20 protein-coding genes and 1 pseudogene are annotated in these 26,062 nt (G+C 68.0%); 9 read left to right on the forward strand and 12 right to left on the reverse strand.

Going from position 1 to position 26,062, the window contains the following annotated elements; genetic code table 11:
• Positions 1–3 precede the first annotated feature (3 nt).
• Positions 4–4,218, forward strand: a complete 4,215-nt coding sequence (gene eccCa, locus DQP58_RS05165; protein ID WP_112707418.1) for a type VII secretion protein EccCa — start codon at positions 4–6, stop codon at positions 4,216–4,218.
• On the opposite strand, the gene DQP58_RS05170 is transcribed toward eccCa, so the two are convergent.
• Positions 4,199–7,042: an RND family transporter gene (locus DQP58_RS05170; protein WP_430915693.1), complete on the reverse strand. Its 2,844-nt coding sequence runs from the start codon at positions 7,040–7,042 to the stop codon at positions 4,199–4,201. The genes eccCa and DQP58_RS05170 overlap by 20 nt on opposite strands.
• Before the next feature lie 4 nt (positions 7,043–7,046).
• Positions 7,047–7,427, reverse strand: coding sequence for a hypothetical protein (locus DQP58_RS05175; protein ID WP_112707420.1), 381 nt, complete (start codon positions 7,425–7,427; stop codon positions 7,047–7,049).
• Between the two features lie 133 nt (positions 7,428–7,560).
• On the opposite strand from DQP58_RS05175, the gene DQP58_RS05180 reads away from it, so the two are divergent.
• The gene (locus DQP58_RS05180) at positions 7,561–8,778 is read left to right on the forward strand and encodes a sensor histidine kinase (protein ID WP_112707421.1); all 1,218 of its coding nucleotides are present in this window, start codon (positions 7,561–7,563) and stop codon (positions 8,776–8,778) included.
• On the forward strand, positions 8,775–9,431 hold the full coding sequence (locus DQP58_RS05185) for a response regulator transcription factor (protein ID WP_066861989.1): 657 nt from the start codon (positions 8,775–8,777) through the stop codon (positions 9,429–9,431). Before DQP58_RS05180 ends, DQP58_RS05185 begins: the two co-directional genes overlap by 4 nt.
• 4 nt (positions 9,432–9,435) lie before the next feature.
• Here the strand turns inward: DQP58_RS05185 and DQP58_RS05190 are convergent, their stop codons facing one another.
• The 5 genes from DQP58_RS05190 to DQP58_RS05210 all read right to left on the reverse strand — a co-directional run bounded on the left by DQP58_RS05190 (position 9,436) and on the right by DQP58_RS05210 (position 14,984).
• Complete coding sequence (locus DQP58_RS05190) at positions 9,436–9,696, reverse strand: hypothetical protein (RefSeq protein WP_112707422.1); 261 nt, start codon at positions 9,694–9,696, stop codon at positions 9,436–9,438.
• A 184-nt stretch (positions 9,697–9,880) separates the two neighbouring features.
• Entirely contained in the window at positions 9,881–11,221 is a 1,341-nt protein-coding gene (locus DQP58_RS05195) for an aromatic ring-hydroxylating oxygenase subunit alpha (RefSeq protein WP_112707423.1), read from the reverse strand.
• An 11-nt stretch (positions 11,222–11,232) separates the two neighbouring features.
• Positions 11,233–12,993, reverse strand: coding sequence for an N-acyl-D-amino-acid deacylase family protein (locus tag DQP58_RS05200; protein WP_112707424.1), 1,761 nt, complete (start codon positions 12,991–12,993; stop codon positions 11,233–11,235).
• Between the two features lie 131 nt (positions 12,994–13,124).
• Entirely contained in the window at positions 13,125–14,261 is a 1,137-nt protein-coding gene (locus tag DQP58_RS05205) for a phosphotransferase (protein ID WP_205869342.1), read from the reverse strand.
• Positions 14,262–14,363: 102 nt separating this feature from the next.
• Positions 14,364–14,984 (reverse strand): TetR/AcrR family transcriptional regulator, encoded by a 621-nt coding sequence (locus DQP58_RS05210; protein WP_112707426.1) that lies wholly within the window; start codon positions 14,982–14,984, stop codon positions 14,364–14,366.
• Positions 14,985–15,108: 124 nt separating this feature from the next.
• Here DQP58_RS05210 and DQP58_RS05215 point away from each other — a divergent pair, with 124 nt between their 5' ends.
• Together DQP58_RS05215 and DQP58_RS05220 are read left to right on the forward strand one after the other, a co-directional pair.
• Positions 15,109–16,245, forward strand: coding sequence for a DUF7064 domain-containing protein (locus DQP58_RS05215; protein ID WP_112707427.1), 1,137 nt, complete (start codon positions 15,109–15,111; stop codon positions 16,243–16,245).
• Positions 16,242–17,324: a phosphotransferase family protein gene (locus DQP58_RS05220; RefSeq protein WP_112707428.1), complete on the forward strand. Its 1,083-nt coding sequence runs from the start codon at positions 16,242–16,244 to the stop codon at positions 17,322–17,324. The genes DQP58_RS05215 and DQP58_RS05220 overlap by 4 nt, the downstream gene beginning before the upstream one ends.
• Here the strand turns inward: DQP58_RS05220 and DQP58_RS05225 are convergent, their stop codons facing one another.
• Both DQP58_RS05225 and DQP58_RS05230 read right to left on the reverse strand, forming a co-directional pair.
• Positions 17,325–17,753, reverse strand: coding sequence for an ATP-binding protein (locus DQP58_RS05225; protein WP_112707478.1), 429 nt, complete (start codon positions 17,751–17,753; stop codon positions 17,325–17,327). It lies immediately after the preceding gene.
• A 59-nt stretch (positions 17,754–17,812) separates the two neighbouring features.
• Positions 17,813–18,190, reverse strand: a complete 378-nt coding sequence (locus DQP58_RS05230) for an STAS domain-containing protein (RefSeq protein ID WP_112707429.1) — start codon at positions 18,188–18,190, stop codon at positions 17,813–17,815.
• A gap of 358 nt (positions 18,191–18,548) precedes the next feature.
• Here DQP58_RS05230 and DQP58_RS05235 point away from each other — a divergent pair, with 358 nt between their 5' ends.
• The 3 genes from DQP58_RS05235 (at position 18,549) to DQP58_RS05245 (ending at position 21,300) form a co-directional block, all read left to right on the forward strand.
• Positions 18,549–19,700 carry a catalase family peroxidase gene (locus DQP58_RS05235; protein WP_430915694.1) on the forward strand — a complete coding sequence of 384 codons (1,152 nt, stop codon included), beginning with the start codon at positions 18,549–18,551 and terminating at the stop codon, positions 19,698–19,700.
• Positions 19,697–20,287, forward strand: coding sequence for a cytochrome b (locus DQP58_RS05240; RefSeq protein ID WP_112707430.1), 591 nt, complete (start codon positions 19,697–19,699; stop codon positions 20,285–20,287). The genes DQP58_RS05235 and DQP58_RS05240 overlap by 4 nt, the downstream gene beginning before the upstream one ends.
• A 119-nt stretch (positions 20,288–20,406) precedes the next feature.
• On the forward strand, positions 20,407–21,300 hold the full coding sequence (locus tag DQP58_RS05245) for a fructose bisphosphate aldolase (RefSeq protein ID WP_112707480.1): 894 nt from the start codon (positions 20,407–20,409) through the stop codon (positions 21,298–21,300).
• Position 21,301: 1 nt separating this feature from the next.
• Here DQP58_RS05245 and DQP58_RS05250 read toward each other — a convergent pair whose 3' ends face one another.
• The 3 genes and pseudogenes from DQP58_RS05250 to DQP58_RS05260 all read right to left on the reverse strand — a co-directional run bounded on the left by DQP58_RS05250 (position 21,302) and on the right by DQP58_RS05260 (position 23,664).
• Positions 21,302–22,369 carry a DUF190 domain-containing protein gene (locus DQP58_RS05250; RefSeq protein ID WP_112707431.1) on the reverse strand — a complete coding sequence of 356 codons (1,068 nt, stop codon included), beginning with the start codon at positions 22,367–22,369 and terminating at the stop codon, positions 21,302–21,304.
• A 78-nt stretch (positions 22,370–22,447) separates the two neighbouring features.
• A pseudogene (locus tag DQP58_RS05255) lies at positions 22,448–23,044 on the reverse strand (sulfotransferase family protein); the annotation flags it as partial.
• A 23-nt stretch (positions 23,045–23,067) separates the two neighbouring features.
• Positions 23,068–23,664 (reverse strand): TetR/AcrR family transcriptional regulator, encoded by a 597-nt coding sequence (locus tag DQP58_RS05260; protein WP_112707432.1) that lies wholly within the window; start codon positions 23,662–23,664, stop codon positions 23,068–23,070.
• A gap of 170 nt (positions 23,665–23,834) precedes the next feature.
• Between DQP58_RS05260 and DQP58_RS05265 the strand changes: the two genes are divergently transcribed.
• A complete protein-coding gene (locus DQP58_RS05265; protein WP_112707433.1) occupies positions 23,835–26,057 on the forward strand; it encodes an acyl-CoA dehydrogenase in 2,223 nt (740 codons plus the stop codon).
• Positions 26,058–26,062: the final 5 nt, after the last annotated feature.

The following is a 26,062-nucleotide window of genomic DNA, read 5'->3' on the forward strand; positions in this document are numbered from 1 at the left end:
AGAATGTCCAAGAAAGCGTTCCCCATCAACCGCGTCAAGGTCGAGCCGCCGAAACCGGTACGGGTGGCGCCCAGCGCGCCGATCGCGCTACCGGAGCGCGAGCCGCGCAACATCTGGGTGATGATCGGGGTGCCGGCGCTGATCGTGGCGCTCATCGGCACCATCGTCATGCTCTACGTCTCCGGCGTGCGCAGCCTGACCACGGGCTTCTTCCCGCTGATGGGCATTGGCGCGTTCAGCATGCTGGCGTTCTCCGGTCGCTTCGGCCGCGCCCGCAAAATCACCTGGGGCGAAATGGAAAAGGGCCGTCGCCGCTATCTGCGCGACCTCGACGGCAACCGCGACGAGATTCAGACCGCGGTGTGCGCACAGCGCGAATGGCAGAACTTCGTGCATTCCGATCCTCGTGGGTTGGGCGCCATCATCGGCGGCCCGCGGATGTGGGAGCGCGGCCGCGGCGACGCCGACTTCCTCGAGGTGCGGCTCGGCACCGGCGTGCAGCACGCGCCGGACTCGGTGCTCTCGGTGACCTGGCCCGACATCGCCTCCGATGAGGAGCTCGAACCCGTGACCGGGCAGGCGCTGCGCGATTTCATCTTGGAGCAGCGCAAGATTCGCGACATCGCCAAGGTGGTCAACCTGCGATCGGCGCCCGGCTTCAGCTTCGTCGGGGAGGACCTGGACCGGCTGCGCTCGCTGATGCGCGCGGTGCTGTGCTCCCTGGCCGTGTTCCACAATCCGCGCGACGTCAAGCTGATGGTGGTGACCCGCAATCCCGAGGTGTGGTCGTGGATCGTGTGGCTGCCGCACAACCTGCACGACGAACTGTTCGACGCGTGCGGGTTCCGGCGCCTGGTCTTCGCCACGCCCGAGGAACTCGAAGAATCCCTGGCCGCCGAACTGCACATGAAGGGCAAGCGCGGCGCGTGGGCACCGCTGGCCGCGGCCAGCCCGACGGCGATGGGCTCGACGCTGGAAAGCGGCGCCGACACGGTGGATCTCGGACCGCACCTGGTGATCGTCGACGACAACACCGGCAGCCCAGACGCGTGGGAGAGCGTGGTCGGACAGGTCGGTAAGGCGGGAATCACCCTGCTGCGCATCGCGTCCCGGGTCGGCACCGGCGTGGGCTTCGGCGACGACCAGGTGTTCGACCTCAGTGAACGCCACAGCTCACCCAACGGCTCGGTCAACGGCAAAATCGCGTTGCACCGCAACGGCTCTGACGCCGACGGCGAGGACAACCGTCAGGCCCCGCTACTACGGGTGCGCGGCAAATTCTTCGCCCACGCGGATCAGCTCTCGGTGCACCGCGCCTACCGCTACGCGCGGGCGATGGCGCGCTGGTCGCCGACCAGCCGCAGCGAGATCAACGACTCGGTCAGCGGTGCAACCGAATTGCTGCGGGCCCTGGGCATCAGCGACCCGCGGGACTTGGACGTCGACCGGTTGTGGGCGGAGCGTCGCGGCCGCGGCGACGAGCGCTGGTGCGAGGTTCCCGTCGGGGCCAAACCCAACGGCGAGCTGCAGAACATCATCATCCGCGCCAAGGACTTCGGCGGCTTCGGCTTCCACTCCGTGGTCATCGGGACCAGTGGCTCGGGTAAGTCGGAGTTCTTCCTGTCGTTGGTCTACGGCATCGCGCTGACCCACTCGCCGGAAACGTTCAACGTCATCTTCGTCGACATGAAGTTCGAGTCGGCGGCCCAGGACATCCTCGGCATCCCGCACGTGGTGGCCGCGCTGTCGAACCTCGGCAAGGACGAACGGCACTTGGCCGAGCGGATGCGCCGCGTCATCGACGGCGAGATCAAACAGCGCTATGAGTTGTTCACCTCGGTGGGTGCGCGCGATGCCAACGACTACGAAGAGATCCGGCTCGCCGGCCGCGACCTGCCGCCGGTGCCGGTGCTGCTGGTCATCGTTGACGAATACCTGGAACTGTTCGCCAACCACGAGAAGTGGATCAACCTCATCATTCACATCGGCCAGGAGGGCCGCGGCGCCAACGTCTTCTTCATGCTGGGTGGGCAGCGCCTGGACCTGTCGTCGTTGCAGAAGGTCAAGTCCAACATCGCCTTTCGCATCGCGCTGCGCGCCGAGTCCGGTGACGACAGCCGCGAGGTGATCGGCAGCGACGCCGCCTACCACCTGCCGTCGAAGGAGAACGGCTTCGGTCTGCTGAAGGTGGGGCCGCGCGACCTCGAGCCGTTCCGCTGCTTCTACCTCTCCGCGCCGTTCGTGGTGCCCAAGACCAAGGAGGTCGCCACCACCGTCGACATGACGCTGACCAAGCCGCGGCTGTACAACTGGCAGTACCAGCCGCTGGACGCCTCCGATGCCACGGCGTTGGAGGCGGCCGCCGCCGTCGACGCCGAGCCCGACGAATTCCTCTACTACGACGACGGTTTCAAGCGCAAGAAGATCGTCGACGTGCTGCGCGAGTCGTTGCATGAGGTGCCGCACCGCTCGCCGCGCCGGCCGTGGCTGGAGCCGCTGGAGGAGCCCGAGACCATTGATGCCCTGGTCGCCGGATACCGGGGCAAGCCGTGGCACGTCGACTACGGGCACAACGCCGGCCTGATGTTCCCGGTGGGCGTCATGGACATCCCCGAAGAGTCCAAGCAGGTGGTGCATGCGGTGGATGCGTTGCGCAGCAACGTGATCGTGGTGGGCGCCAAGCAGCGCGGCAAGACCACCACCCTGATGACGCTGATGTGCTCGGCGGCGACGATGTACACCCCCTCGCGCGTGACGTTCTTCTGCATCGGCGGGGCGACGCTCGCCCAGGCGGCCTCGCTGCCCCACGTCACCGACATCGTGTCGCCGAAGGACGCCGAGGGCATCGAGCGGATTTTGAGCAGCATGGACGCCTTGATCGATGCCCGAGAGGATTCGTTCCGGCGCCTCAAGATCGACCTCGACGGTTTCCGCGAACGCCGTTTCGCGCCGGGCAGCGACGGCCTGGGTGGCACCGACGCCAACGACCCGTTCGGCGATGTGTTCGTGGTGGTCGACGACTACGACGACCTGTACTCCAAAGACACCGTGCTGGGCGATCGCATCATCTCGCTGAGCAGCCGCGGCCCCGAATACGGGGTGCACGTGATGTGCAGCGCCGGCGGCTGGATTCACGGGCAGCGCCAAAGCCTGCTGCAAAACGCCACGGCGCGAATCCAATTACGGCTGGCCGACCCCAGCGAAAGCCAGATGGGGCATTCGTCGCTGGAGTCGCGGGACGCGGCCCGGCGGACACTGAACCGGCCAGGCTTCGGCCTGACCGACAGCCTGCACGAACTACGGGTCGGTGTGCCGGCGCTGACCGACCCGGCCACCGGCGCGGTCGTCAGCATCGTCGACGTCGGGGCCCGCATCGCCGAGGTCGCCGGGGTCACCAAGCATGCCACCCTGCAGCGACTGCCGCAGCGGGTGGCGCTGAAGGCGATCCTGGATTACGAGGCGGCGCGCCCCAGCGGCGACGACCTCTCGATCGCCTTCGCCATTGGCGAGCGCCACGAACTGGGGCCGGTTCCGATCAAGCTGCGCGAGAGTCCCGGACTGATGATCCTGGGGCGGCAAGGGTGCGGAAAGACGTTGTCGCTGGTCGCCATTGGCGAGGCGATCATGAGCCGCTTCAGCCCCGAGGAAGCGCAGCTGACGCTGATCGACCCGAAGACCGCGCCGCACGGCCTGCGCGATCTGCACGGCCCTGGCTACGTGCGCGCGTACGCCTATGATCAGGACGAGATCGACGAGGTGATCACCGCCTTGGCGCAGCAGGTCCTGCTGCCGCGGCTGCCCCCGAAAGGCCTGAGCCAGGAGGAGTTACGCGAGCTCAAGCCGTGGGAGGGCCCGCGGCACTTCGTGCTCATCGACGACATCGGAGACCTGCGCCCGGATCAGAGCTACCCGCCCAAACCACCGGTGGGAGCGGCGCTGTGGAAGCTGATGGAACGCGCCCGGCAGATCGGGTTGCATGTCTTCACCACCCGAAACAGCGCGAACTGGGCGACGCTGCAAATGGATCCGTGGATGCGTTTCCAGAACTCGGCGAAAGTCGCTCAGCTGTACATGGACAACGACCCGCAGAACCGGATCAACCGGAACGTCCGCGCCCAGAACCTGCCGCCGGGGCGTGGCCTGCTGGTGAGCGTCGACGGCGACGTTGAAGGCGTGCTGGTCGGCCTGCCGTCCTCGGTCATACCGCCGCAGCAGTAACCCGTTGTCGCTCGGGCGTTTTCACGCTCGGCGCGACGGCGTGGCGGGGAAGCGGGCTCGGCCACCAGAACCACCGGCCCAACAGGGCGACGATGGACGGCACGATGAATGCTCGCACCAGCAGAGTGTCCAGCAACAGTCCGACCGCGACGGTCGTGCCGATCTGGGCAACGCTGAGCACGCTGCTCGTCAACAACGCCAGCATGGTCAACCCGAACACGATGCCGGCGACGGTGACCACCCCGCCGGTGCCGCCGAAGGCCCGGATGATGCCGGTCTTGAGGCCCGCCGCCGCTTCCTGTTTGATGCGCAGCGCGAGCAACAGGTTGTAATCGGCGCCGACGGCGATCAGCGCGATGAACGCGAAAGGCGCCACGGCCCAGTGCAGGTCCTGATGCAGCAGGTGCTGCCAGATCAGTACGCTGGCGCCGACGGCCGAGGCATAGGAGGTGACGACGGTCCCGACGACGACCACGCCCGCCACCGGGCTGCGCAGCATGGCCGTGACGATCAAGAAGATGAGCACCAGTGCGGCGCCCGCCAGCAGCGTCGCGTCGCTGGCGACGAAGCGCTGCAGATCGGCCGTCACCGGGCCCACGCCGGCCAGGTCGACCTCGGTCGGGGTCAGTGTCCCCTCCTTGGTGGCCTCCTTGATGGCGGCGCGCACCTGATCGGCCCGCTTGGCGCCATCGGCCCCCCATTCGGAACCGTCGCCATAGACCAACAGGTACGCGGCGCGACCGTTTTCGGAGATGAGGTGGCGCAGCGCGGTGGTGTACCGAGCGTCGGTCAACGCGCGCTGCGGCATGTAGAAGTCCCCCGCGGCGCTGCCCTGGAATTGCGTGGCGATCTCGTTCAGGTAGTCGGTCAGCTGATGCATCTGCGGCCCGAGCGTGTCGGACAGCGTCAGTAAGTCGTGCGTGGCCGAACGGGCCTGTCCCAACGCGTCTTTCATCGAGGTCACGCTCTGGGGCAGCGTGGCCATCGCGGTGGCGGCGGTGGTCGAGCCGCTGGTCAGCTTCGCGGCGCCGGAACCCAGCCGCGTGGCCGTCTGCACCAGGCTGTCGACGGGCTGTAGCACCCGGTCCACCGTCGAGCAGATCGGGTTGGCCGCGCAGTCGGGGGTATGCCCGACGAAGTCCCGCAACGGGTCGAGGTAGCCCGACACCGTCGTGACGTTGCGTTGCAGCCCGTCCATGCCGGCCCGCATGTCTTCGGCGGCGCCGGACATGTCCGCCAATCCGGCACTGCCGCCTCGCAATCCGTTGCCCAGCCCGTCGACGGCCCGCTGGGTCTGTGCCAGCGCACCGTCCAGTTCGGAGACCCGCCGGAGGCGCTGCGTCAGCGTATCCATCGTGTCCCCGAACTGGCGGCCGAGCACACCGGCCTGATAGCTCAGCGTCGCCTGTTCGGGAACCTTGCCGTCCGGGCGGCTGGCGGACTGTACCGCACGCACCCCCGGCACGGCCATGATGTGACGCGTGATTCGCTCGATGGCGATCAGGCCGGCGGGGTTGCGCAGGTCGTGGTCGGCCTGGATGGCGACGACGTCGGGCAACAGCGAGTTCGCCGCGAAATGCCTTCCCGCGCTGGCATAGCCGCGATTGGAGTCGGTGGACGACGGCGTCGCGGCGGGCTCGTTGAAGCCGACCCGCATGCCGGCCAACGGCAGCGCGACGAGCAGGCACAACCCCAGCGCGGCGACCAGGATCGGGCCCGGCCAGCGCGCTACTGACGTCCCGACCCGGCGCCACCGCCGCGCGGTGGTGGACGGCCGCGGTTCGAGATACCCGCGACGTATCGCCAGGCTCATCAGCGCGGGCGTCAACGTCAACGCCGCGACCATGGTCGCCAGAATGCCGATGGAGCAGGGCAGCCCGGCGCTGCGGAACGAACCGACCTTCGCGAACACCAGGCACGCCAGCGCCACCGACACCGTCAACGCCGATCCGATCACGACGGGCGCGATGGAACGGTAGGCCTGCGTCAAGGCTTGGGCAGGGGCGACGCCGTTGCGGCGGCCTTCGTGATAGCGGCCGACCAGGAAGATCGCGTAGTCGGTACCGGCACCGAGGGTCATCGCGGCCATGAGTGCTACCGAAAATAGCGACACCTCAACCACATTGGACTGGCCGAGGGCGGCGACGGCGGCGCGCGCCAAAGCCAGGGCGAGTCCCACCGAGATCAGCGGGATAGCCGCAGCGACCGGCGAGCGGTAGACCACCAGCAACAGCAGCAGGATGAGACCGATGGTGGCGGCGGTGATGCCGAGCATCTGGCGGTCGATCGCGGAGAACTCGTCGACGATGGTGGCGCCGGGGCCGGTGACATGGACCTCCAGTCCCGACGGCGGCGCGAGTTTGTCGATGGTGCCGCGCACGGCGTCCACCGAATCGCGCGCCTGCGCGGTGCCGAGCATCCCGGCGAGCCGCACCATGACGCTGACCGCCTTGCCGTCCGAACTCTGTGCGCCGGCGGCCGTGGCGGGCTGCGACCACAGGTCGGTCACCGCATACACGTGGCGCTGGTCCGAACCCAGCGCGGCCGTCAACGCGTCGTAGAACTGGCGATCCTGTTGCGTCAGACGCTGATTGCGTTCCAGCACAACGTAAACGAAGTTGTTGCTGGGCGTCTGGTTGAACAACTGGGCGGCCCGGGCGGCCGCCTCGGCGCTGGGCGCGCCGGGCGGCATGAAGGACCGGGCATGGGTGTCGACGACGCGCTCCAGTTGCGGAACCGCGAGATTGGCCGCCGCGGCCGCCAGGATCCAGAGGCCGATGATGACGACCGCGTAGCGTGACGTCAGTCGCGCAAGGCTTCCCATTCGGTCATGCAACGGTCTGCCGATCGCTGGTGGGCCCGCCAAACAGGCCCACGGCCACATGCTCGCCGCGCGTCAGGGAGCGCACCCGCAGCGATCGGCGGGTGCCGATCTTGACCAGCGCATGCAATCCCGGCTCGGCGGCTTCGAGATCGGCGAGCACCTGCTCGGCCGACGCGCCCTCGTGGGCCGCCTGATCCAGCTTGGCCACCAGCATGGTGATCCAACGCTGGCCGAGTGAGAGCAGCAGGCCTTCCTCGTCGCCGAACAGCTCGGACACCTCGGATGACTTGTCGATCAACGCAAGTGCCGCCTCGGGGTCCGTCTCGGCGGCTTTGATCACCTGGGCCATGAAGGCCATGCGGTCGTGCAGCAGTGTCCATGTCATGACTCGACGTTAGGAATTCGGCCGCCCACCGCGCGTCGTGCCGAAGTGCAGTCTTTGTCTCCTACCACGGGCGGAGGTGGGTGCCGCCCGCAGCAGGATGTCACGAAGCACGGGGCTCTTCTAGGATTGGACGATGTTGCGCGCCGCAGCGGATCACCTGCGGGAACTGCTTCGCCGACGAAGCGAGCTGATTCCCGTCGGTATCACCTGGGCGGCGTTGATCTCGGTCGATGTCGCCTTGGTGCTCGGCGGCGTGATCGGGACGCTGCAGCGGCCCGTCTCCGACCTGCCTGTGGCGCTCACCGCGTTCGCCCTGGCGTTGTCGCCGTCGTTCGCGTTCTTGATCTTCAACATGAAGATGACCCCGGGGCCGTTGTGGGCCACCTGGTTGGCTTCTTCCGCGCTGACTTTGTTCGGTACGTCGGCGCCGATTCACGCCGATTTCGGCCCGGCGTTGCTGGTCCTGATGGTCCTGGTCGTCGCGACGCTGGCGTCGGTGCTAGCCGGCCTGTTGGCTGCTGCGTCGGCGGCGGCGCTGCTGCTCGCCGACTCCGCGCTGCACCGCCTCGACACGGTGGTGTTGTACCTCGGCTTCATCGCGGTGGGGTGGCTGCTCGGCTACCTGATGCGCACCCAGCGGTTGCTGCTGGCCGAACAGATTGCGGCGCAGGGCATGCTGGCCGAGCACGCCGCCGCCGACGAGCGGCGGCGCATCGCCCGCGAAGTGCACGACGTGATCGCCCATTCGCTGAGCATCACCCTGCTGCACGTGACCGGCGCGCGCCGCGCGCTGCAACAGGATCGCGACGTCGACGACGCGGTCGAGGCTTTGGAACAAGCCGAGCGACTCGGCCGCCAGGCGATGGCCGACATCCGTCGTACCGTCGGGCTGCTCGACAACTGGCCGACCAAGGCCGCGCAAACCGTGCCCGAACCCGGGATCGGTGACATCGCGCTACTCGTCGAGGGTTTCCAGCGGGCCGGTCTGGCCGTCGCGCTGTGTGTCGAAGGGCCCACCGATCACGTCTCGGCCGCGGTCGGCCTTGCGCTGTATCGCATCACCCAGGAATCGCTGGCCAACATCGCCAAGCATGCGCCCGAGTCGAAAGCCGGTGTTGTGCTAGATATCTCACCCGCGTCGGCGAGGCTCGCCGTCACCAACCTGCTACCCGCCGCGGTGACGGCCACCCGATCACCCGAAGGGCGCGGTTTGCGCGGCATGCGCCAGCGCGTCGAGCTGCTCGGCGGGGCCATCGACGTCGGCCCCACCCGTGACGGATGGTCGGTGTGCGCCGAAATACCGCTGCAGGAAGGCGATACGGCCTGGCGGCCAGGGTGGTGCAGGGCGTGATCGACACCGTCCCCGAGGTCGCTGTGCTGCTCGTCGATGACCAGGACCTGGTGCGGTCGGGCCTGCGCCGGATCCTGCGCCGCAAGGACGGTTTCGTCATCGTGGCCGAGTGCGCCGACGGAGACGAGGTGCCCGCCGCGGTGGCCGAGCATCGGCCCGACGTCGTCGTGATGGACCTGCGGATGCGCCGCGTCGACGGCATCGAGGCGACGCGCAGGCTGGGTGGCAGGCCGCCGGTGCTGGCGCTGACCACCTTCAACGAGGACGAGCTGTTATCGGGGGCGCTGCGCGCCGGTGCGGCCGGCTTCGTGCTCAAGGACTCGTCGGCCGAGGAGTTGATCCGCGCGGTGCGGGCCGTCGCCAGGGGCGACAGCTATCTAGACCCCGCGGTGACCTCGCGGGTGTTGACCACCTACCGCAAGGCCGCTCCCGGGCCGCGCGGCACGGCGATCGGTGAGCTGACCACCCGCGAACTCGACGTGCTGACGTTGATCGGACAGGGCCTGTCCAACACGGAGATCGCGAATCAACTGTGCATCTCGGGCGTCACGGTCAAGAGCCACATCGGCCGGATATTCGGGAAGCTCGATCTGCGCGACCGTGCCGCAGCGATCGTCTACGCCTACGACAACGGCATCGTCGCTCCGCGCTGAAGACCTACAGTGGCGCCGATTGTTCGGCCAGGTTCAGCATGACGTAGGCCATACACATGAGGAAGTTGATCACCACCATGATCAGGCCGGCGAGCATCAGCGACCGGGTACCGCGTTGCTTGAGTCTCTTGTAGCGCGCGGCACGCAATTCGCGGTCGAGCCGGATCGCGATCAGCGCGAAGTTCACGTTCATCAGCTCGTGCGCGGCCAGCGGCGCGCCCTCCAGCATTTGGCGCAACCGCTCCGGTGCCGTTCGAACGCCCACCCGCTCGAAACTCTGGCTCAGACGTAGCGCCCGCCGCCGGCGGAGCGATTCATATGGCAGCCGAAGCCGCCGCGCAAGTTGCCCTCGATCGTCCCCCCAGGGGTAAGACGGGGTCATCACAAGCGGGATTGTAAATCGCCCGGCGCCACTTTCGCGCTGCGAACACGGATTATGTTGCGACAGATCACTTCGCCGCACCGCCGCTCATTTGCTGAGAGGCCGGTAGGTCGAGATAGCGCTCCAGGTTGCGATGCATGTTGATCACGCGGCGCTCCTCGCTGGACAACATCAAGTGGGTGAAGCCGGGCTGGTGCATTCCGCGCTGCAAGCCGGGCAGCACCGCGATGTCTTGCGTGAGCACCACCCCGGGCTCGGCCGACTCGGCGGCCATGCGGACATCCGTCGGCTTGGTGTGCGGCGCGCCCGGCGGCATTCGGGTCATCAAGAACATGACCAGCTCACCCTTGTCGGGGGACGGGTCGACGGCGGGGCGCGCGCACATGACGGTCAGGTGGTCGGCGTTGGCGAGAAGCGTCATGTTAGGAAACACGTTGTACTGATGCAATCGGGTCATTCGATCGGTGTCAGCCCAGTTGAGATCCACGCCGCGGGTTGCGGCGAACGCCCGCGTTCGGTTTGCGATCAGGTCGGCAACCGTCTGCCCGGGCCGGCGTTCGTCGGCGGGGAAGGGGGTGCCTTCGGCCGCGCCCATGAGCGCGCCCTGCGTATAGACGTAGGCGTCCCAGACCTCTTCGTCGCTCAGCGCGCCGTCAAACCGTGGGCTCTGCACACCGTAGGGCTGGTCCGATTTCCCGGTGTGACCCCAAATCCGTTGCGGTGCATGGATATCGTCGACGCAGCGCAGCAGTTCGGGATGCAGGGTCTGGATGTGGTAGGTCTCGCTGTATCCGTCGGCGATGGTTTTCCAGTTGGCGTCGACCTCGACGGTGAGGGTGGCATAGCAGTGGAAATCCTCCAGGTGGCACCAGGCGATGTCGTCGGGCACCGCCTCGAGGTACTCGATCAGGGACACCGCGCCCGGGTCGAGGGTGACGAAGACGAGCCCCGCCCAGGTGTCGACGCGCGCCGGTAGCAGCGGGAAGTCGGACATGCGCAGCGCGCCGAAGCCCTTGCGGTTGGGCACCCGTTTGAGCGCGCCGGCCAGGTCCCACGTCCAGCCGTGATAGCCGCATTTGAGTTCGTGCAGGCCCGAACCCGATCCGGTGCACAGCGAATTGCCGCGGTGCCGGCAGACGTTCTGGAACGCGCGAAGCACCCCGTCGTCGTCACGGACGATGAGCACCCCATAGGGGCCGCAGCGGTATTCGAAATAATCACCGGGCGCCGCGACGTGGTCGAGCATGCAGGCCAGCTGCCACACCCTCGGCCACATCCGCTGCGACTCGAGCGCGGCGAAGGCGGAGGAGTAGTAGCGCTCGGCGGGCACCAGCGTCGGGCACTCCGGCGGGGTGCCGATGGCGTCCTCGCCGCGGGTCCGGGCCGGATTGCCGGCCGCCGTCGCCATCGCGGGAGCTCTTAACGCGCTCCGCGGATTAGGCGGCCGGGTCGCGCCCCGGTGTCGACGTCGTTGCGGCGGGTCACCGTTCCGCTGACGATGGTTGCGGCATAACCGCTGGCTCCCTGCAGGATTCGGTTGCCGCCGGCGGGCAGGTCGAACGCCATCGCGGCCGGATGCAGTGTCAGCGCGTCCATGTCGATGACGTTGATGTCGGCCTTCTTGCCCGGTTCGATGGTGCCGCGGTCGGTGAGGCCGAACAGGTGCGCGGTGTCGCGGGCTTGCTTGCGGATCACGTACTCCAGCGACAGCTTCTCGCCGCGGTGCCGGTCCCGCGCCCAGTGCGTGAGCAGGAACGTGGGATAGGAAGCGTCACAGATCATTCCGCAGTGGGCGCCGCCGTCGGAAAGCCCGAGAACGCCGGCGGGGTGCAGCATCATCTCGCGGATCGCGTCGTGGTTGCCGTCGGCGTAGTTGAACAGCGGCAGCATCAGCATGTTGGTCGCGTTCGACTCCAGCATGAGGTCGTACAGGGTGGACAACGGGTCCTCGCCGCGGGCCTCGGCGATGGCCGCGACGGTGCGGTCCGGGGTGGGCTCGTAGTCCGGCGGATTGCCCAGTGCATACAGCCGTCCCAGCGAGTGCTGCACCAGGGCGAACATGCCGTCGAACAACAATGTGGGGTCGGGGGGCAGGTCCTCCTCGGCCAGGATCGCCGCCTTCACGGCGGGGTCGGCCAGCCGCTGCGCGAGCTCGTCGCGGCTGCATTCGGCCTTCAACCGGCGATAGGTGGGCCGGTGGCTGAACCCGTGATGGCCTTGGAAGCCGATCATCATGCCGAAGGGGCGCGACGCGATCTGCGGGTAGAGCCGGGCGCCCGCGGCGTGCGCGTCCGCGGACAGGTCCAGCATCTCCCGCCACAGCTTCGGGTCGGCGTCCACCTGGATCAACGCGAAGGACACCGGCCGGTCGATCTCGCCGCTCAGTCGCCGCATCCAGTCCAATTCCTTTTTCGGGCCGATGATGTCCTCGCCCGCGGCGCCCTGCGGGGCCAGCTCGAACACCGCCTGACCGCCGGCCGCCATCGCGCGGCCGAGACCGAACAGCTCTTCCTCGGCGGCGAACGTGCCCGGCACCGGCTCACCGTCCATCGCGCGGTGGCCCATCGTGCGCGACGTGGAGAAGCCGAGCGCCCCGGCCTCGATCGCCTCGCGGACCAGCCGGCCCATCGCCTCGATGTCCTCGGGGGTGGCCGGTTCGTTGCGCGCGCCCCGCTCGCCCATGGCGTAGGCGCGGACGGCGCCGTGCGCGATCTGGCTGCCGACGTCGACCGCGAACTTCTGCTTGTCGACCGCGTCGAGATACTCCGGGTAGGTCTCCCATCCCCAGGTGATGCCCTCGGTCAGCGCGGTCCCGGGGATGTCCTCGACGCCCTCCATCAGCTCGATCAGCCACTGTTCGGTGCCGGGCCGCACGGGCGCGAACCCGACGCCGCAGTTGCCGGTAACGATCGTGGTCACGCCGTGGCCGCTGGAGGGCTCCAGCAGGCTGTCCCAGCTGACCTGGCCGTCGTAGTGGGTGTGGATGTCGACGAACCCGGGTGCCACCACGCGCCCTGTCGCATCGATGGTTTCGGCCGACTCCCCGCTCAGCGTGGGGCCGTCGACGGAGCGGCGAACGACGTCGACGATCTTGCCGTCCTTGATGCCGATGTCCGCGGGAAAGCGTTGCGCGCCCGTGCCGTCGACGACCGTGCCACCGATGATCTTCAGGTCGAACATGAGACTTCCCTTCGCCGGGTCGCGGGCTGTCCTTGGCGGGCTGAGCGCGAGGCACGCTAGGATTTCGCTACGGTAGGTAGCGTAACTCTTGGCGAGACGAAGGCAATAGCCTCGGCCGAATTGGTCCGCCGTTAGAGCGAGCCCTTCAGGGCGTAGACGGTTTCCAGATCATCGAGTGCGGCGACGCCGCGCCGCAGGCCTTCCATCGCGATGTCTTCGAGCTGCATGCCCCCCATCCCGGTGGTGATCAGCGGGGCGACGTATGCGTACAACGCGGCCTGGCGGAACCGCAGCCACAGTTCGTCGCGGTCCAGCTCGGGTCCGCCGGCGGCGATCAGCGCCCGCCGGTAGTCGTCGAGGAGGTCGCGCTGGTTGGCCTGGCGGTCCTCCGGCGTCAGGCTGGTGATCAGGGTGTAGGCCAGTTCGCGTGACGGGTGCCCACGGCGCACCGCCTGCCAGTCCAGCAGCCCGGCCTTGCCGCCGTGGAAGTACATGTTGCCCGGGTGGGCATCGCCGTGCATGACGGTATGGGGGGGAGTGTCGATGAGCGCGGCGACGGCGCGGTAGTTGTCGGCGATGAACTTGCCGTTTTCCACCGGGATCGTGGTCCGCTCGGCCAGCCGCTTGATGGAGGTGTGCATGAGCGACCCGGTCAACAGCGAGGTGACGTCGCCCGACGGGGTGTACAGCCAGCCCATCGGGCCGCGCCCGTCGCGCGGCAGGCGCCCCCAGAAGGTGGCGTGCAGTTCGGCAAGCAGCTCGACGATCAGGCTGGCCTGGTCGGCCGACAGTGGATGCAGCGTGTCGGGGAACTCGCACGACTCGGCCGGCAGGTCCTCGAGGACCAGCAGGTATCGGCCGGTCCACGGGTCGAATGCCGCGCCGTGGCAGTAGGGGACGCCGATGACCTGCGGCGCGAGCTCCCGGTAGAAGCGCACCTCGGTGTGTCCCAAGCGTCCGAGTTCGCCCATCAGCCGGGTGGCGGCGTCCTGCGCCGCGACCTTGACGAACACCGAGTCGGGAACGTCCCTGCCGGTCAGTACCAGCCGGCCTCGCGAGGAGGTGCCGGCGTCGCGGCTCAGCACGCGGATGGATCGAACGGTGGTCCCCATGACCCGGGACAGGGTGGCGGGGTCGATGTCCTCGACCGTCCGTGGCAGGCCGAATCGGCCCCCGACCGCCGCGTCGGTGGCCACCCGCCCCGCACCGCGGCCCAGGTGAGCAGCCAAGCCGAGGATGGAAAACGCGTGTCCCACAGGAGCTTTCATGTCCATCCATCCTGATTTGCGAGCCGGCCGCGGTGCTGCGCGCTTAACACCAGCGGCGTCGGACAAAATCGATCGAACGTCTGGACATCAGACAATATACGATTATTGTCTGATCTGTGGCACCAAGGCCCTCACCACGAACTGCTCGACGAATTCTCGTTTGTCCGCGGCGGGCCGAAACCGCCACGAGGGCGCCAGTAGAAACAGCGTCGCGGTGTGCAACCACTGGACAATCGACCGGAAATCGACGTCGGGGTAAAGCAGCCCCGCCGCTTTCCACCGGTCCAGCAGCGGCCCGTAATGCCGCAGCAGCAACTCCACGATCGGTTCGGAACCCTTCTCGAGCGCCGAGGCCACCGCGGTGCTCTCGGCGGCGAACAACGCTTCGTTCAGCGCGTTGCCGTCCACCGATTCCACCCGCGCCAACACCATCTCCGGCACCGACCGAATCGGGTCGTCCGGGGCGGGCAGCGAGCGCACCAACTCGGCGAGCGCGCTGTCCACACGCGACAGCATCAGCCCCAGCAGGACATCTTCGCGGCCCGGGAAATACCGATACACCGTCGACCGCGAGACGCCGGCCTCGTCGGCCACCTCGCCCATCCGGAACTGGGTGTTGCCGCGCCGGACGATGCAGCGGCCCGCGGCATCCAGGATTCGTCGACGGGCCTCCTCGTCATCGAGAATCGCGCGGTCGTCGCCCCAGCGCCGGCTCGGTTCCATGGCGGCGATGTTACGGGATGCGTTGTGCTGCTTTGTTATCTGACGCGAGCAGAATCCGGTCCAGCCCGAGCCGGTAACGAATCCTCCTGCAGCACAACGTGTCAGCCAGCCAGAAAGGTCATCGATGGGGTACTCCGCGGCGGACGAGTTCTTCACCCACCAGCTTCCGACGACGTTCGACCAGGTGCACGACACCGATCCGACGTGGTCGGATCGGTGTTACTTCTTCGCCGCGTCGCCGGACGGCACCATGCTGTTGGCCAGCGGCTACGGCAACAATCCGAACACCGCCAGCGGGTTGGGTTACGTCAAGGTCAGCCTCGCCGACGGCCGGCACTGGGACCTGTTGTCCGGGCGACCGGTCTCGGGCGATGACCGCGCCGAGCTGCGCGCCGGGCCGATGCGCTGGACCTGCGTCGAGCCGCTGAAGAAGTGGCGATTGGACATCGAGCCCAACAACTCCGGAATCGAATGGGAACTCTACTACGAACCCACTGCCCCGATGTGGGAGTTGTTGCCCATGAAAGTGCATGGCAATAGTGGCGAACTGCTCGCAGACATGTACCACATGAAAGAACCCGGCCGGTGGAGCGGTTGGGTGCAGATCGACGGGGAACGCATCAGCGTCGACGGTTTCCACGGCGGACGTGACCGCACCTTCGGGGTGCGGATCTCCGACAAGATCGACTTCTGGCTGTGGCTCGACGCCGGCTTCGGCGACCATGCCATCGAAGCGTGGATCATCGAATCCTCCGATGGGACGGTCAATTACGTTGACGGCGGCATCACGCATGCCGACGGGACCTTGTCGAAGCGATTCGTCAAGATCTTCCACGACGTCGAATTCGACGGCGACCGCAAACGGCCCATCCGCGCGGTGCTCGTCTTCACCGACGAGGACGGCGAGGCCCATCGGGTGATCGCCGAGGCGCCGCACCTCGAGGTCAACGCCTATTACGGGCTGCCGATGGCGCACTGCCGGTACGAGGACCTGGGCGGCGGCGCATACTTCATCCATTTCACCTGGGACAGCAGCGATCCCGCGCAGCTGACCGAAACGGAGGGCAAGTCGATGGCCCTGGACCAGCTGATGCGGTTCGAACGGGGCGGCGAGACCGGTTGGGGCATCTTCGAATTGCTGCTGGGTGGCCAGGGTTATCGTCGCTACCCCAACTGGACGGCGATGGACATGTCCGCGTTCACCCAGGACAAAACCCCGGTCGATCGGCTGCCCGCGGATGACGCGGGGGTGCGCCAATGACGCTGGACGAGGAGTTGCAACGGCGGCTCGGTGGCTGGCTGCGCACGCAGCTGCTGGACGCCGACGACGTTCGTCTCGAGGGCGTCGACCGGGTGAGCTTCGGGCACTCGGCCGAGATGATGACGCTGCGCGTCGTCACCCGCGCCGGTGGTCGCGACGACCACCGGGATGTCGTGTTGCGGCTGCGGCCGCGGCCACCGGCGCTGCTGGAGCCCTACGACCTGGCGCGCCAGTTCCGGATTTTGCGGGCCCTGGCCGATACCCCGGTCCGGGTTCCCCGGGCGCTGTGGCTCGAGCCCACCGGCGACGTCCTCGGTCGGCCGTTCTTCGTCATGGAACGGGTCGGCGGCGACGTCTACGAAATGGAGCCGCCGCCCGACGCCGACCGCGCCGTGGTGCGAATGTGTCAGAGCCTGGTCGAACAGCTGGCCGCCATCCACACGGTCGACCTGAGCCGGATCGGGCTGGACACCCTCGACGACGGCTCCGACCATCTGGACCGCGAGCTCGCGCACTGGGCCGCGGAGATGAACCGGGTCAAGCGCGGCCGCCTGCCCGCCCTGGAGCGGCTGCACGAGGCCCTGCTCGCCGCCAAGCCCGCGCCGTACCCGAAGGTCACACTGGTGCACGGGGACGCCAAACCGGGCAATTTCGCCTTCTCCGGTGGCGAGGTCAGCGCGGTCTTCGATTGGGAGATGACGACCGTCGGTGATCCGCTGACCGACATCGGGTGGCTCGAAATGCTGTGGATGCAGCCGGTCGGGATCACCAGCCACCCCGGGGCCCTTTCCATCGATGAGCTGCTCGCGCACTACGAGTCGGCCAGCGGCATCACGGTCACCAACCGGCCCTGGTATCGGGCGTTCAACGCGTTCAAGATGGCCGTCATCTGCCTCATCGGCGCGATGCTCGTGGAGGACGGGCACAGTGCGGACCAGAAACTCGTGCTGGCCGCTTACGGCACCTCGTTGCTGACCAGCGCCGGGCTCACCGAGCTAGGAATCGGCGAACCCCTCGACGACGGTCCGGTGCTACCGCGGGAAGAGCGCGTCCAGCAGGTGCTGGCACAGGCGGGCTGATCAGGCGTTGACGTCGTTCCACGTCAACGTGACGCGGGTGCCCTGCGGCGTGGGCTCGATGACCACGTCGTCGGCGAGCACCTCCATCAGCGGGATGCCGCGGCCGCGCCGCTGCTGCTGGCGCTGCACCGGTACCTTCTGTCGCCAACGGCCGCGGTCGTCGACGGTCACCGCGAGGGTGTCGGCATTCACGTCGTAGGCTGCCCGCACGTCGAGCGTGCCGCGCTCGGCGGCGTCGACGTAGGCGAATTCCGCGGCGTTGGCGATCGCCTCGTTCACCGCCAGCAGCAGATCGCTGAACCGGTCGTCGTCAAAGGAGAAGTACCGCTCGACCCACACCGCGAATTCGGCGCGGGCGCGGGCCGCGCTGCGCGCGTCGGCGGCCACACGCGTCCGTACGAAGCGGGATCGGTCATCGATGTTGGACACATTCTGCGGCTGGTCAGCGCGTCCCGTCATTCCCCGTTGCATTGTCACCCTGTCGACGTTCACTCACCAGCGATGCCGCTCAGCGCTCCGTCCAGGCTGCTGTAGAGCGAGAGCACGCTGTCGATACCCATGAGTTTGATCGGCCTGCTGGTGGCCGAGCCGTTGGCGACCACCGCGAATTGCGTCGGGGGCTCGAGCTCGGCCTGCGCGGTCACCAGGACGGTCATCCCGGCCGACGCCAGAAAACCGACTTTGGACAGGTCGACGATCAGAGCCGTGGGCTTGGTCGCCAGCGCGGTCTGGATGGCATCGGCCAGCAGCGGCGAGCTGAGCATGTCGACTTCACCGGAGACGGTGAGCACGACCGCCTGATCCACCTGGTGTTTGCCCACTTCAAAAGCGGTCGGATCGACTAAGTCGCCGGTTTGTTCACCCATGGTCTATCACTCACATTCGTTCCCTTACGGGACACTGCTAGCTTTCCGAACAGCCACTGCCATATCCGGGGGCTGCTTATTCAACCCCGCGGGAACTCGCTCGCCTACGGAGGAGACGCACCCCGTCGATCTGCACTGGTAGATGCAGATACAGCTACAAGTGTTTAGTCAATGGTAGGACACGCGGCGTGCCACCCTCAAAACGCTGAACGATTTCGGGCGCCGCGACGTAGTCCGGATGTGCGTGACGGCCAGCCTAGAAGTTGCGCGGGCCAACGGCCCGTGCGTGAATTGCTTCCACCTGCTTCGCCCTCGGCCCGCGCGGCGTGGCCTGCAGAAATGGGAAGGACGGTCCGCCGTGGAACCCGGTGATCGCGCCGGCGAGCAACCCAGCGGCGAGCGGCCCGACGATCCCGGAGAAGACCCGCCCACCGCGTCGAATTCCGGGGCGCTGAACCGGCGGCGCGCGCTGCTCGGCATGGGCGCGGTAGCCGGCGCCGCCGCGGTCGACGTCGGTGGCTTCGCCTATGCCGGTGCCTGGCTACGGCCCGGCACGCTGACCCCGCCCCGATTCACCGATCGCTTCGAGCACGTCTACGGCCGCCACGCCGGGTTCCGGCGAAACCATGCCAAGGGCCTCAGCGCCACCGGCACGTTCGTCAGCACCGGGGCGGCAGCGGGGATCTGCCGGGCCGCGGTGTTCGCGCCCGGAAGCGTTCCCCTGATCGGCCGGTTTTCCCTGTCCGGTGGGTTGCCCGACCAAGCCGACAAGCTCGACACCGTCCGCGGGCTGGGGCTGCTGTTCGACGGGCCCGCCGAGCGGCAGTGGCGCACCGCGATGATCAACCTCCCGGTCTTCCCGGACAGCACCCCGCAGGGCTTTTACGACCGGTTGCTGGCGTCCAAGCCGCTGCCCGGCACGGGCAAGCCCGACCCGCAGCAGATGGCCGCGTTCCTGCAACGCCATCCCGAGACCGCCGCGGCCATACGGATCATCAAGCAGGCGCCGCCGAGCACGGGATTCGCCGATAGCACCTTCCACGCGCTGAACGCCTTCCGGTTCACCAACGGTGCGGGCGCGACGGTGCCGGTGCGCTGGTCGGCGATTCCCCAGCAAGGCGCCGACGTTGCGGCCCCGCCCGCCGGGCCGTCGGCCAAGGATTACCTGTTCGACGCCCTGATCCGGACGCTGGCGCGCACCCCGCTGACCTGGCGGCTGGTGCTCACCGTCGGCGAGCCGGGCGACCCGACCAACGACGCCACCAAACCGTGGCCGCCGGGACGGCGCACCATCGACGCCGGCACCATCACCATCTCCGCGGTCCAGACGGAGGACGCCGGTAACGCGCGCGACATCAACTTCGACCCGCTGGTGCTGCCAGACGGCATCACCGCCTCCGACGACCCGCTGCTCGCGGCGCGCTCGGCGGTGTACGCCCGTTCATTCGGTCGCCGCGCCGGGGAGCCCAAAACGCCCAGCGCGGTCGGCGTCGAAGCGGTCCTGCAATGACTGAGGCGACCGTCGCGCCGCGGTTCACCCTGCTCTCGCGCGTCCTGCACTGGCTGATGGCCCCGATGGTGATCGCGCAGCTGCTCATCGGCGTGACCATGGTCGCCGCGCTGGGCTTGTACCCTCGACTGCTGGCCATCCACCGGCCGCTGGGCCTGCTGATCCTGACCTTCGCCCTGGTCCGGCTGGTGAACCGGCTCAGGCACCGGCCGCCGCCCTTTTTGGCCACCATGAGCACGACCGAACGCCGCGTCGCGACGGGATCGGAATACCTGCTCTACGCCCTGCTGCTCGTGCAGCCCCTGACCGGATGGGCCATGCTGTCGTCGGCGCGCTTCCCGATCACCCTGATCGGGCCCGTCGCGCTGCCCGGCATCGCACCGCACAACGTCGACGTCTTCGCGGTCCTGCGCGAGTGCCACGGCGCCTTCGCGCTACTGCTCTTCCTCGCGTTTACCGCCCACATGACGGCGGTACTCTTCCACACGCTCGTCTTGCGCGACCGGCTCCTCGACCGCATGGCGCTGTGGCGCAGCAAGCCGCCACCCCGCAGCCAGACCGAGGCGCAGACCGACGTCGCACTCTGACGACCTGCCTGCTCGGGCCCAAAGTGGCCGAATATGATCGGCACGATTCGGACTTGAGCGCGCGGTCACCGGCCGTGGGCGCCGTGCCCGTGAGGGCCATGAGGAACTGGGAGAGTTCAATGTCGAACCAGCAGCAAGCGGAGCGGATGACGTCGGGCAAGGGATTCATCGCGGCTCTCGACCAGAGCGGCGGGTCGACGCCCAAGGCGCTGCGCCTCTACGGCATCCAGGACGACGCGTACTCCTCCGAGAAGGAGATGTTCGACCTCATTCACCAGATGCGCTCGCGGATCATCACGTCCCCGGCGTTCACCGGTGACCGGGTGCTGGCCGCGATCCTGTTCGAGCAGACCATGGACCGCGAGATCGCGGGCAAGCCGTCGACCACCTACCTGTGGGAGACCAAGGGCGTGGTGCCGATCCTCAAGATCGACAAGGGCCTGGCGGACGCGTCCGACGACGTCCAGCTGATGAAGCCGATCCCGGGTCTCGACGAACTGCTGGACCGGGCCGCCGGCCTGGGCGTCTTCGGGACCAAGGAGCGGTCGGTAATCGGCGGCGCCAACCCCAAGGGCATCGCGGCGGTGGTCGCCCAGCAGTTCGAGTTGGGCCACCAGGTGCTCTCGCACGGTCTGGTGCCCATCATCGAGCCCGAGGTCACCATCTCGATCTCGGACAAGGCCGAAGCCGAGGGCATCCTGCGCGACGAGATCACCAAGCAGCTCGACTCCGTGCCGGAGGGTCAGCGCGTGATGCTCAAGCTGAGCCTGCCCACCGAGGTCAACTTCTACCGTCCCCTGATCGAGCACCCGAAGGTGATGCGGGTGGTGGCCCTGTCCGGCGGTTACTCCCGCGAGGAGGCCAACGACCTGCTGGCCAAGAACACCGGGCTGATCGCCAGCTTCAGCCGCGCGCTGACCGAGGGCCTGACCGCCGACCAATCCGACGAGCAGTTCAACGCCACCCTGGACAAGGCGATCCAGTCCATCTACGACGCTTCGGTGGCCGGCTGAACTAGTAGCGGTGCCGGGCCATGCGCGGGGGCCCGGAGTCGCCGTCGTCGGAGACCAGTGCGGGCACCATCTCGCTGGTCACCAGGCCCTCGTGCCGGGTCACTTCGTCGATGACGGCGAAGGATTCGGCGATGTTGGCCGGGGTGTCGATGACCACGGTGACGACGGGAACGCGGCGGGTCAACGAGAACAATGCGTCGCCATGGGGCGGGTGGTCGCCGTGGAACCCCCAGACGCCGCGCAGCACGGTCGCGCCGTCGACGGTCTTGGCTTGGCGCAGCCGCTGGACGATCGCGCGGTGTATCGGCACACCCTCGTGGTGCGCCGACTCCGAGGTGTAAATCGTCAGCTGCTGGAACAGCGGCAGGCCGCGCTCGTCGACCCCGGGCAGGGCGTGCGGTCGCTCCAGAAACCGGCCGTCGCGCTTGCACACCCGGACCCGTTCGACGGTAAACAGCGGCCTGCGCAGCAGTTCGCCGAGCTCTGGTAGCACCCGACCGATGCGCTCGCCGGAGCCGACGACCACGATCATCATCGGCACATCGGCGTTGCGGCCAAAGAAGTTCGCGCGCCGGCGTTCTCCGTGTGCGACGCCGTCGACCCCGAGCAACACCGTGGCGCCGGCCAGGCCGCGCCGGTGCATCAAGTCGCACAGCGCGATGTAGGCGGGTGAGCCGTCGACGCGCTGCTTGCGCCCGACGTAGATCGTCAACTTGACGGCGTCGCGCAGGTTTTCGGGCAGCCCCCCGATGTCGTCGTGCAGCAGCCGAGCACGTTCCAGGGTCACCAGGCCTCGCTGCTTGACGCTCAGCACCGGGTCGAGCAGCGCCTCGATCTTCGCTCGCGTGTCGACCGCGATGATCGCCACGGGCGGGTCCTCGGACAACGTCAGCGACTCGTCCGTGCGCAGATAGTGACCGGTGCCGAACCCGCCGATGCCGCGCAGCAGGACGCCGCAGGCGATTCGGTGCCGCGCGTACAGGCCGAGCAGCACATCGGAGACGAAGCTGTCCCCGGTCCGCCTGCGCTCGGCCAAGTAGGTGGTGAGCTTCAGGCAATCGTCGTCCATCGCCGCTCCCGTCGCCCTTGCGCCGAGCCTACCGTTCGCAGACGTCAAGCGCCGCAGCGGTGTTCGGTGTGATCTACCTCAGCGCAGGTGCTCGGTCGGCACGCCGTAGCGGTCAAGGTAGGCGCCCACTCGCTCACGCACTTCGACGGCGTCCAGCCCGGTGTCCGCCCAGGTGTATCGGCTGCGCCCGCCGTCCGAGGGGCGGGAGGCGAGGAAGTCGCGCATCTTCTGCTCGGCATCGGGGCGCAACCGCTCGTAGATGTCCTCGATCGTGGTCCAGGGGTCGTTCATGAAGTCGGCGAACTGCACGTCGATCACCCGGTCCGCGGGCACGGCGCCGCTGTCCCGCAAGGCCATCTCGCGCTCCAGGCCGACGATGATCTCCTCGTAGGACTGGGCCGCGCACTCGGTGATGCTGGATTGGTCGCTGCACATCCGGCGCAGATGATGGGTGTGCGCGGCGATCGACGATATAACGTTGAGTGGGTCGCGGTGGGTCTGCGCGATCAACGCGTCCGGGTATTCGGCCAGCAGCGCGTCCAGCTGCCACAGGTGGGCGGGCGACTTCAACAGCCACTGATCGGGCACACCGGATTGCAAGTGCTGCAGGAAGATTCGGTGGAAACGATAGGCGCCGGCGTGCGAGAAGATCATGCTGACGAACTCGGCCGCGGTGTCGGTCGGCTGAACCGCGACGGTCAGCTGCCGGTGAGCGCCTCCACGATGAGCCGAGTGGTCCGTTCGGCGCGGCGGCGCGAGTAGGGCTGCGCGCCGGAAAGGATCGGGTACACCACCCCGCCGACGATCGCATCCGCCGCCGATTCGGCGGTGGTCTCGTCGATGCCGTGGGCCAGGAGCCGGGCCCGCACGCTGTCGTGTAGCGGCGCACTGAATCCGGCGCGCAGCTTGACGGCGGTGTCCTCATGTTCCATGCAGGCCACCGTCAGCGTGCGCAGCATGGCCGAACCGCGCGGGGTCGTCAGGCTGGCGAACAACTTGCCCACCCAGCCCACCAGGTCGGCGGCCAGGTTGCCGCTGTGGTTGACCGACGCGAGCAGCTTGTCGGCGTCTTCGAGCATCACGTCGGCGACCAGCGCGGGGCGAGTGGGCCACCATCGATAGATGGTTTGCTTGCCAACGCCGGCGCGCGCGGCGACCGCCTCGATGGTCAGCCCGTCGAAGCCGCGCTCGAGCAGCAGTTCTCGCGTGGCGGTGACGATCGCCGTGCGCGACTTCTCGCTGCGTCTGCGAGGCGAGCCCGCCGCCGTGTTCACCGCGTCGAGATCGGTTGGCATCTGGTGGTCCTCGCTTCTGCGAACTGAGATCGAACGCCCCTCGCGGGGATCGGGTGCGCTTTACATATCCCGATCCGCCCCGGTAGTCTGCCACAAGACGAGACGGTCCGTCTTGTAACGAAAGGATAGCAGTCGGTGCGGCCAATGCCAGTTATCTCTCGGCCGTCCTCGTGAGTCTGGGACTGAGTCCGGAGCAGCAAGAGCTCAGCGACGCCGTCGGACAATTCGCCGCCCGGCATGCCCCCATCGCCACCACGCGCGACAGCTTCGGCGACCTCGCGGCCGGACGCGTCCCCGAATGGTGGGATGCCCTGGTTGGCAACGGGTTCCACGCCGTGCATCTGCCCGAAGACCTCGGCGGCCAAGGCGGGGAACTGATCGACGCCGCATGCGTGTTGGAATCGGCGGGCATCGCGCTGCTCCCCGGCCCGCTACTGCCGACGGTCAGCGCCGGAGCCGCCGCACTGCTCGCCGATCCGACGCCGGGCGCCCGGTCGTTTCTTCGGGACCTGGCAGCCGGCGCCACCGCGGCGATCGTGCTGCCCGGGGACGGCTTCTCGGCGCGCCTCGACGGCGGCAACTGGCTGATCAGCGGCGCTTCACGAGTCACGCTGGGAGTGTGCGCGGCGCGAACGATCCTGCTCGGGGCCCATACCGATGACGGCGACGTAGTCTGGGCGCTGGTGGACACCGAAACCCCCACGGCCACAGTCGAACCCGTAACCGGCACCGACCTCGTCGCGGACGCCGGCATCCTGCGGCTCGACGACCACCGCGTCACCGACACCGAGGTGCTTACCGGCCTCGACACCGAGCGTGCCCGCTGTGTGGTCGTGGGGCTCGTCGCCAGCACGACCGCCGGCATCGTTGCGTGGTGCCTGCAGACCGTCACCGCGCACCTGCGCATCCGCGAGCAGTTCGGCAAGGTGATCGGGACGTTTCAGGCGTTGCAGCACAACGCGGCGATGCTGTTGGTGAGCAGCGAGTTGGCCACCGCGGCGGCCTGGGACGCGGTCCGCGCCGTCGGCGAATCACTTGACCAGCATCGGATCGCCGCGGCCGGCGCGGCCGTGATCGCGATCTCGCCCGCGCCGGACCTGGTGCTCGACGCGTTGACGATGCTCGGCGCCATCGGTTTCACCTGGGAACACGACGTGCACCTGTACTGGCGGCGAGCCATCAGCCTGGCGGGATCGATCGGCCCGGCGAATCGCTGGGCGCGACGGCTGGGGGAGCTGACGTGCACCCAGACGCGCGACACGTCGGTCGATCTCGGCGATGCGGAGGCCGAATTCCGTTCCTGGGTGGCCGGAACACTGGATGCGGCCCTGCAGTTGAGCAACGACAAACCCGCACCGCACGGCGACTACGCCGACCAGGCCTCGGGACCACAGCGCACGTTGCTCGCCGACGCCGGTCTGATCGTGCCGCACTGGCCGGCACCGTGGGGCGTGGATGCGGGCCCGCTGAAGCAGCTCATCATCGACGAGGAGTTCGCCAAGCGGCCCGGGCTGGTTCGGCCGTCGCTGAACATCGCCGAGTGGATCCTGCCGTCGGTGCTGGCCGCCGCACCAAAAGAGTTGCAGGAGAGGCTGATTCCGCCGACCCAGCGCGGCGACATGCATTGGTGCCAACTGTTCAGCGAGCCGGGGGCTGGTTCGGACCTCGCGTCGCTGGCCACCCGGGCCACCAAGGTCGACGGCGGCTGGCGGATCAACGGCCACAAGATCTGGACGTCGCTGGCCCAATACGCCGACCTGGGTGCTCTACTCGCACGCACCGACCCCGAAGCCAGCAAGCACCGCGGCATCGGCTACTTCATCCTCGATATGCGTTCCCCCGGGGTCGAGATCCAGCCGATCAAGACGGCGACCGGGCAGGCGCACTTCAACGAGGTGTTCCTCAACGACGTCTTTGTCCCCGACGAGATGCTGCTGGGTGGACCCACCGACGGCTGGAGCCTCGCGATCGCCACGATGGCCGAAGAGCGCACGGCCATCAGCGGATACGTCAAGTTCGACCGGGCCGTCGCCCTGCGCCGGCTGGCCGCGCAACCCGGACCCGATCGGGACGACGCGTTGCGCGAACTCGGCGAGCTTGACGCCTACACCAACGCGATCAAGGCGCTCGGGGTGCGGGAAACAATTCGGCTGCTCGACGGCCAGTCGTCCGGCCCGGCGTCCAGCATCGCCAAGGTCGCGATGAATGTGCTGCTGCGCCGCACCTTCCAGGCCACGCTGCAGCTGACCGGGCAGGTCGCGATGGTCGACGACCCCGACGCCGCGGTCGTGGAACCCTACTTGCACCTGCCGGCCGAGCTGATCGGCGGTGGAACGAGGGAGATCCAGCTGAACATCATCGCGCAGATGATCCTCGGACTACCCCGAAAGTAAGGCAC

The organism is Mycobacterium colombiense, from assembly GCF_003284975.1.
Taxonomy (GTDB): domain Bacteria; phylum Actinomycetota; class Actinomycetes; order Mycobacteriales; family Mycobacteriaceae; genus Mycobacterium; species Mycobacterium europaeum_A.

Coding starts and splice junctions, on each gene's coding strand:
- eccCa (WP_112707418.1), top strand. CDS start 4: ATGTCCAAGAAAGCGTTCCCCATCAACCGCGTCAAGGTCGAGCCGCCG.
- DQP58_RS05170 (WP_430915693.1), bottom strand. CDS start 7,042: ATGGGAAGCCTTGCGCGACTGACGTCACGCTACGCGGTCGTCATCATC.
- DQP58_RS05175 (WP_112707420.1), bottom strand. CDS start 7,427: ATGACATGGACACTGCTGCACGACCGCATGGCCTTCATGGCCCAGGTG.
- DQP58_RS05180 (WP_112707421.1), top strand. CDS start 7,561: ATGTTGCGCGCCGCAGCGGATCACCTGCGGGAACTGCTTCGCCGACGA.
- DQP58_RS05195 (WP_112707423.1), bottom strand. CDS start 11,221: ATGGCGACGGCGGCCGGCAATCCGGCCCGGACCCGCGGCGAGGACGCC.
- DQP58_RS05200 (WP_112707424.1), bottom strand. CDS start 12,993: ATGTTCGACCTGAAGATCATCGGTGGCACGGTCGTCGACGGCACGGGC.
- DQP58_RS05205 (WP_205869342.1), bottom strand. CDS start 14,261: ATGAAAGCTCCTGTGGGACACGCGTTTTCCATCCTCGGCTTGGCTGCT.
- DQP58_RS05210 (WP_112707426.1), bottom strand. CDS start 14,984: ATGGAACCGAGCCGGCGCTGGGGCGACGACCGCGCGATTCTCGATGAC.
- DQP58_RS05215 (WP_112707427.1), top strand. CDS start 15,109: ATGGGGTACTCCGCGGCGGACGAGTTCTTCACCCACCAGCTTCCGACG.
- DQP58_RS05220 (WP_112707428.1), top strand. CDS start 16,242: ATGACGCTGGACGAGGAGTTGCAACGGCGGCTCGGTGGCTGGCTGCGC.
- DQP58_RS05230 (WP_112707429.1), bottom strand. CDS start 18,190: ATGGGTGAACAAACCGGCGACTTAGTCGATCCGACCGCTTTTGAAGTG.
- DQP58_RS05240 (WP_112707430.1), top strand. CDS start 19,697: ATGACTGAGGCGACCGTCGCGCCGCGGTTCACCCTGCTCTCGCGCGTC.
- DQP58_RS05245 (WP_112707480.1), top strand. CDS start 20,407: ATGTCGAACCAGCAGCAAGCGGAGCGGATGACGTCGGGCAAGGGATTC.
- DQP58_RS05250 (WP_112707431.1), bottom strand. CDS start 22,369: ATGGACGACGATTGCCTGAAGCTCACCACCTACTTGGCCGAGCGCAGG.
- DQP58_RS05260 (WP_112707432.1), bottom strand. CDS start 23,664: ATGCCAACCGATCTCGACGCGGTGAACACGGCGGCGGGCTCGCCTCGC.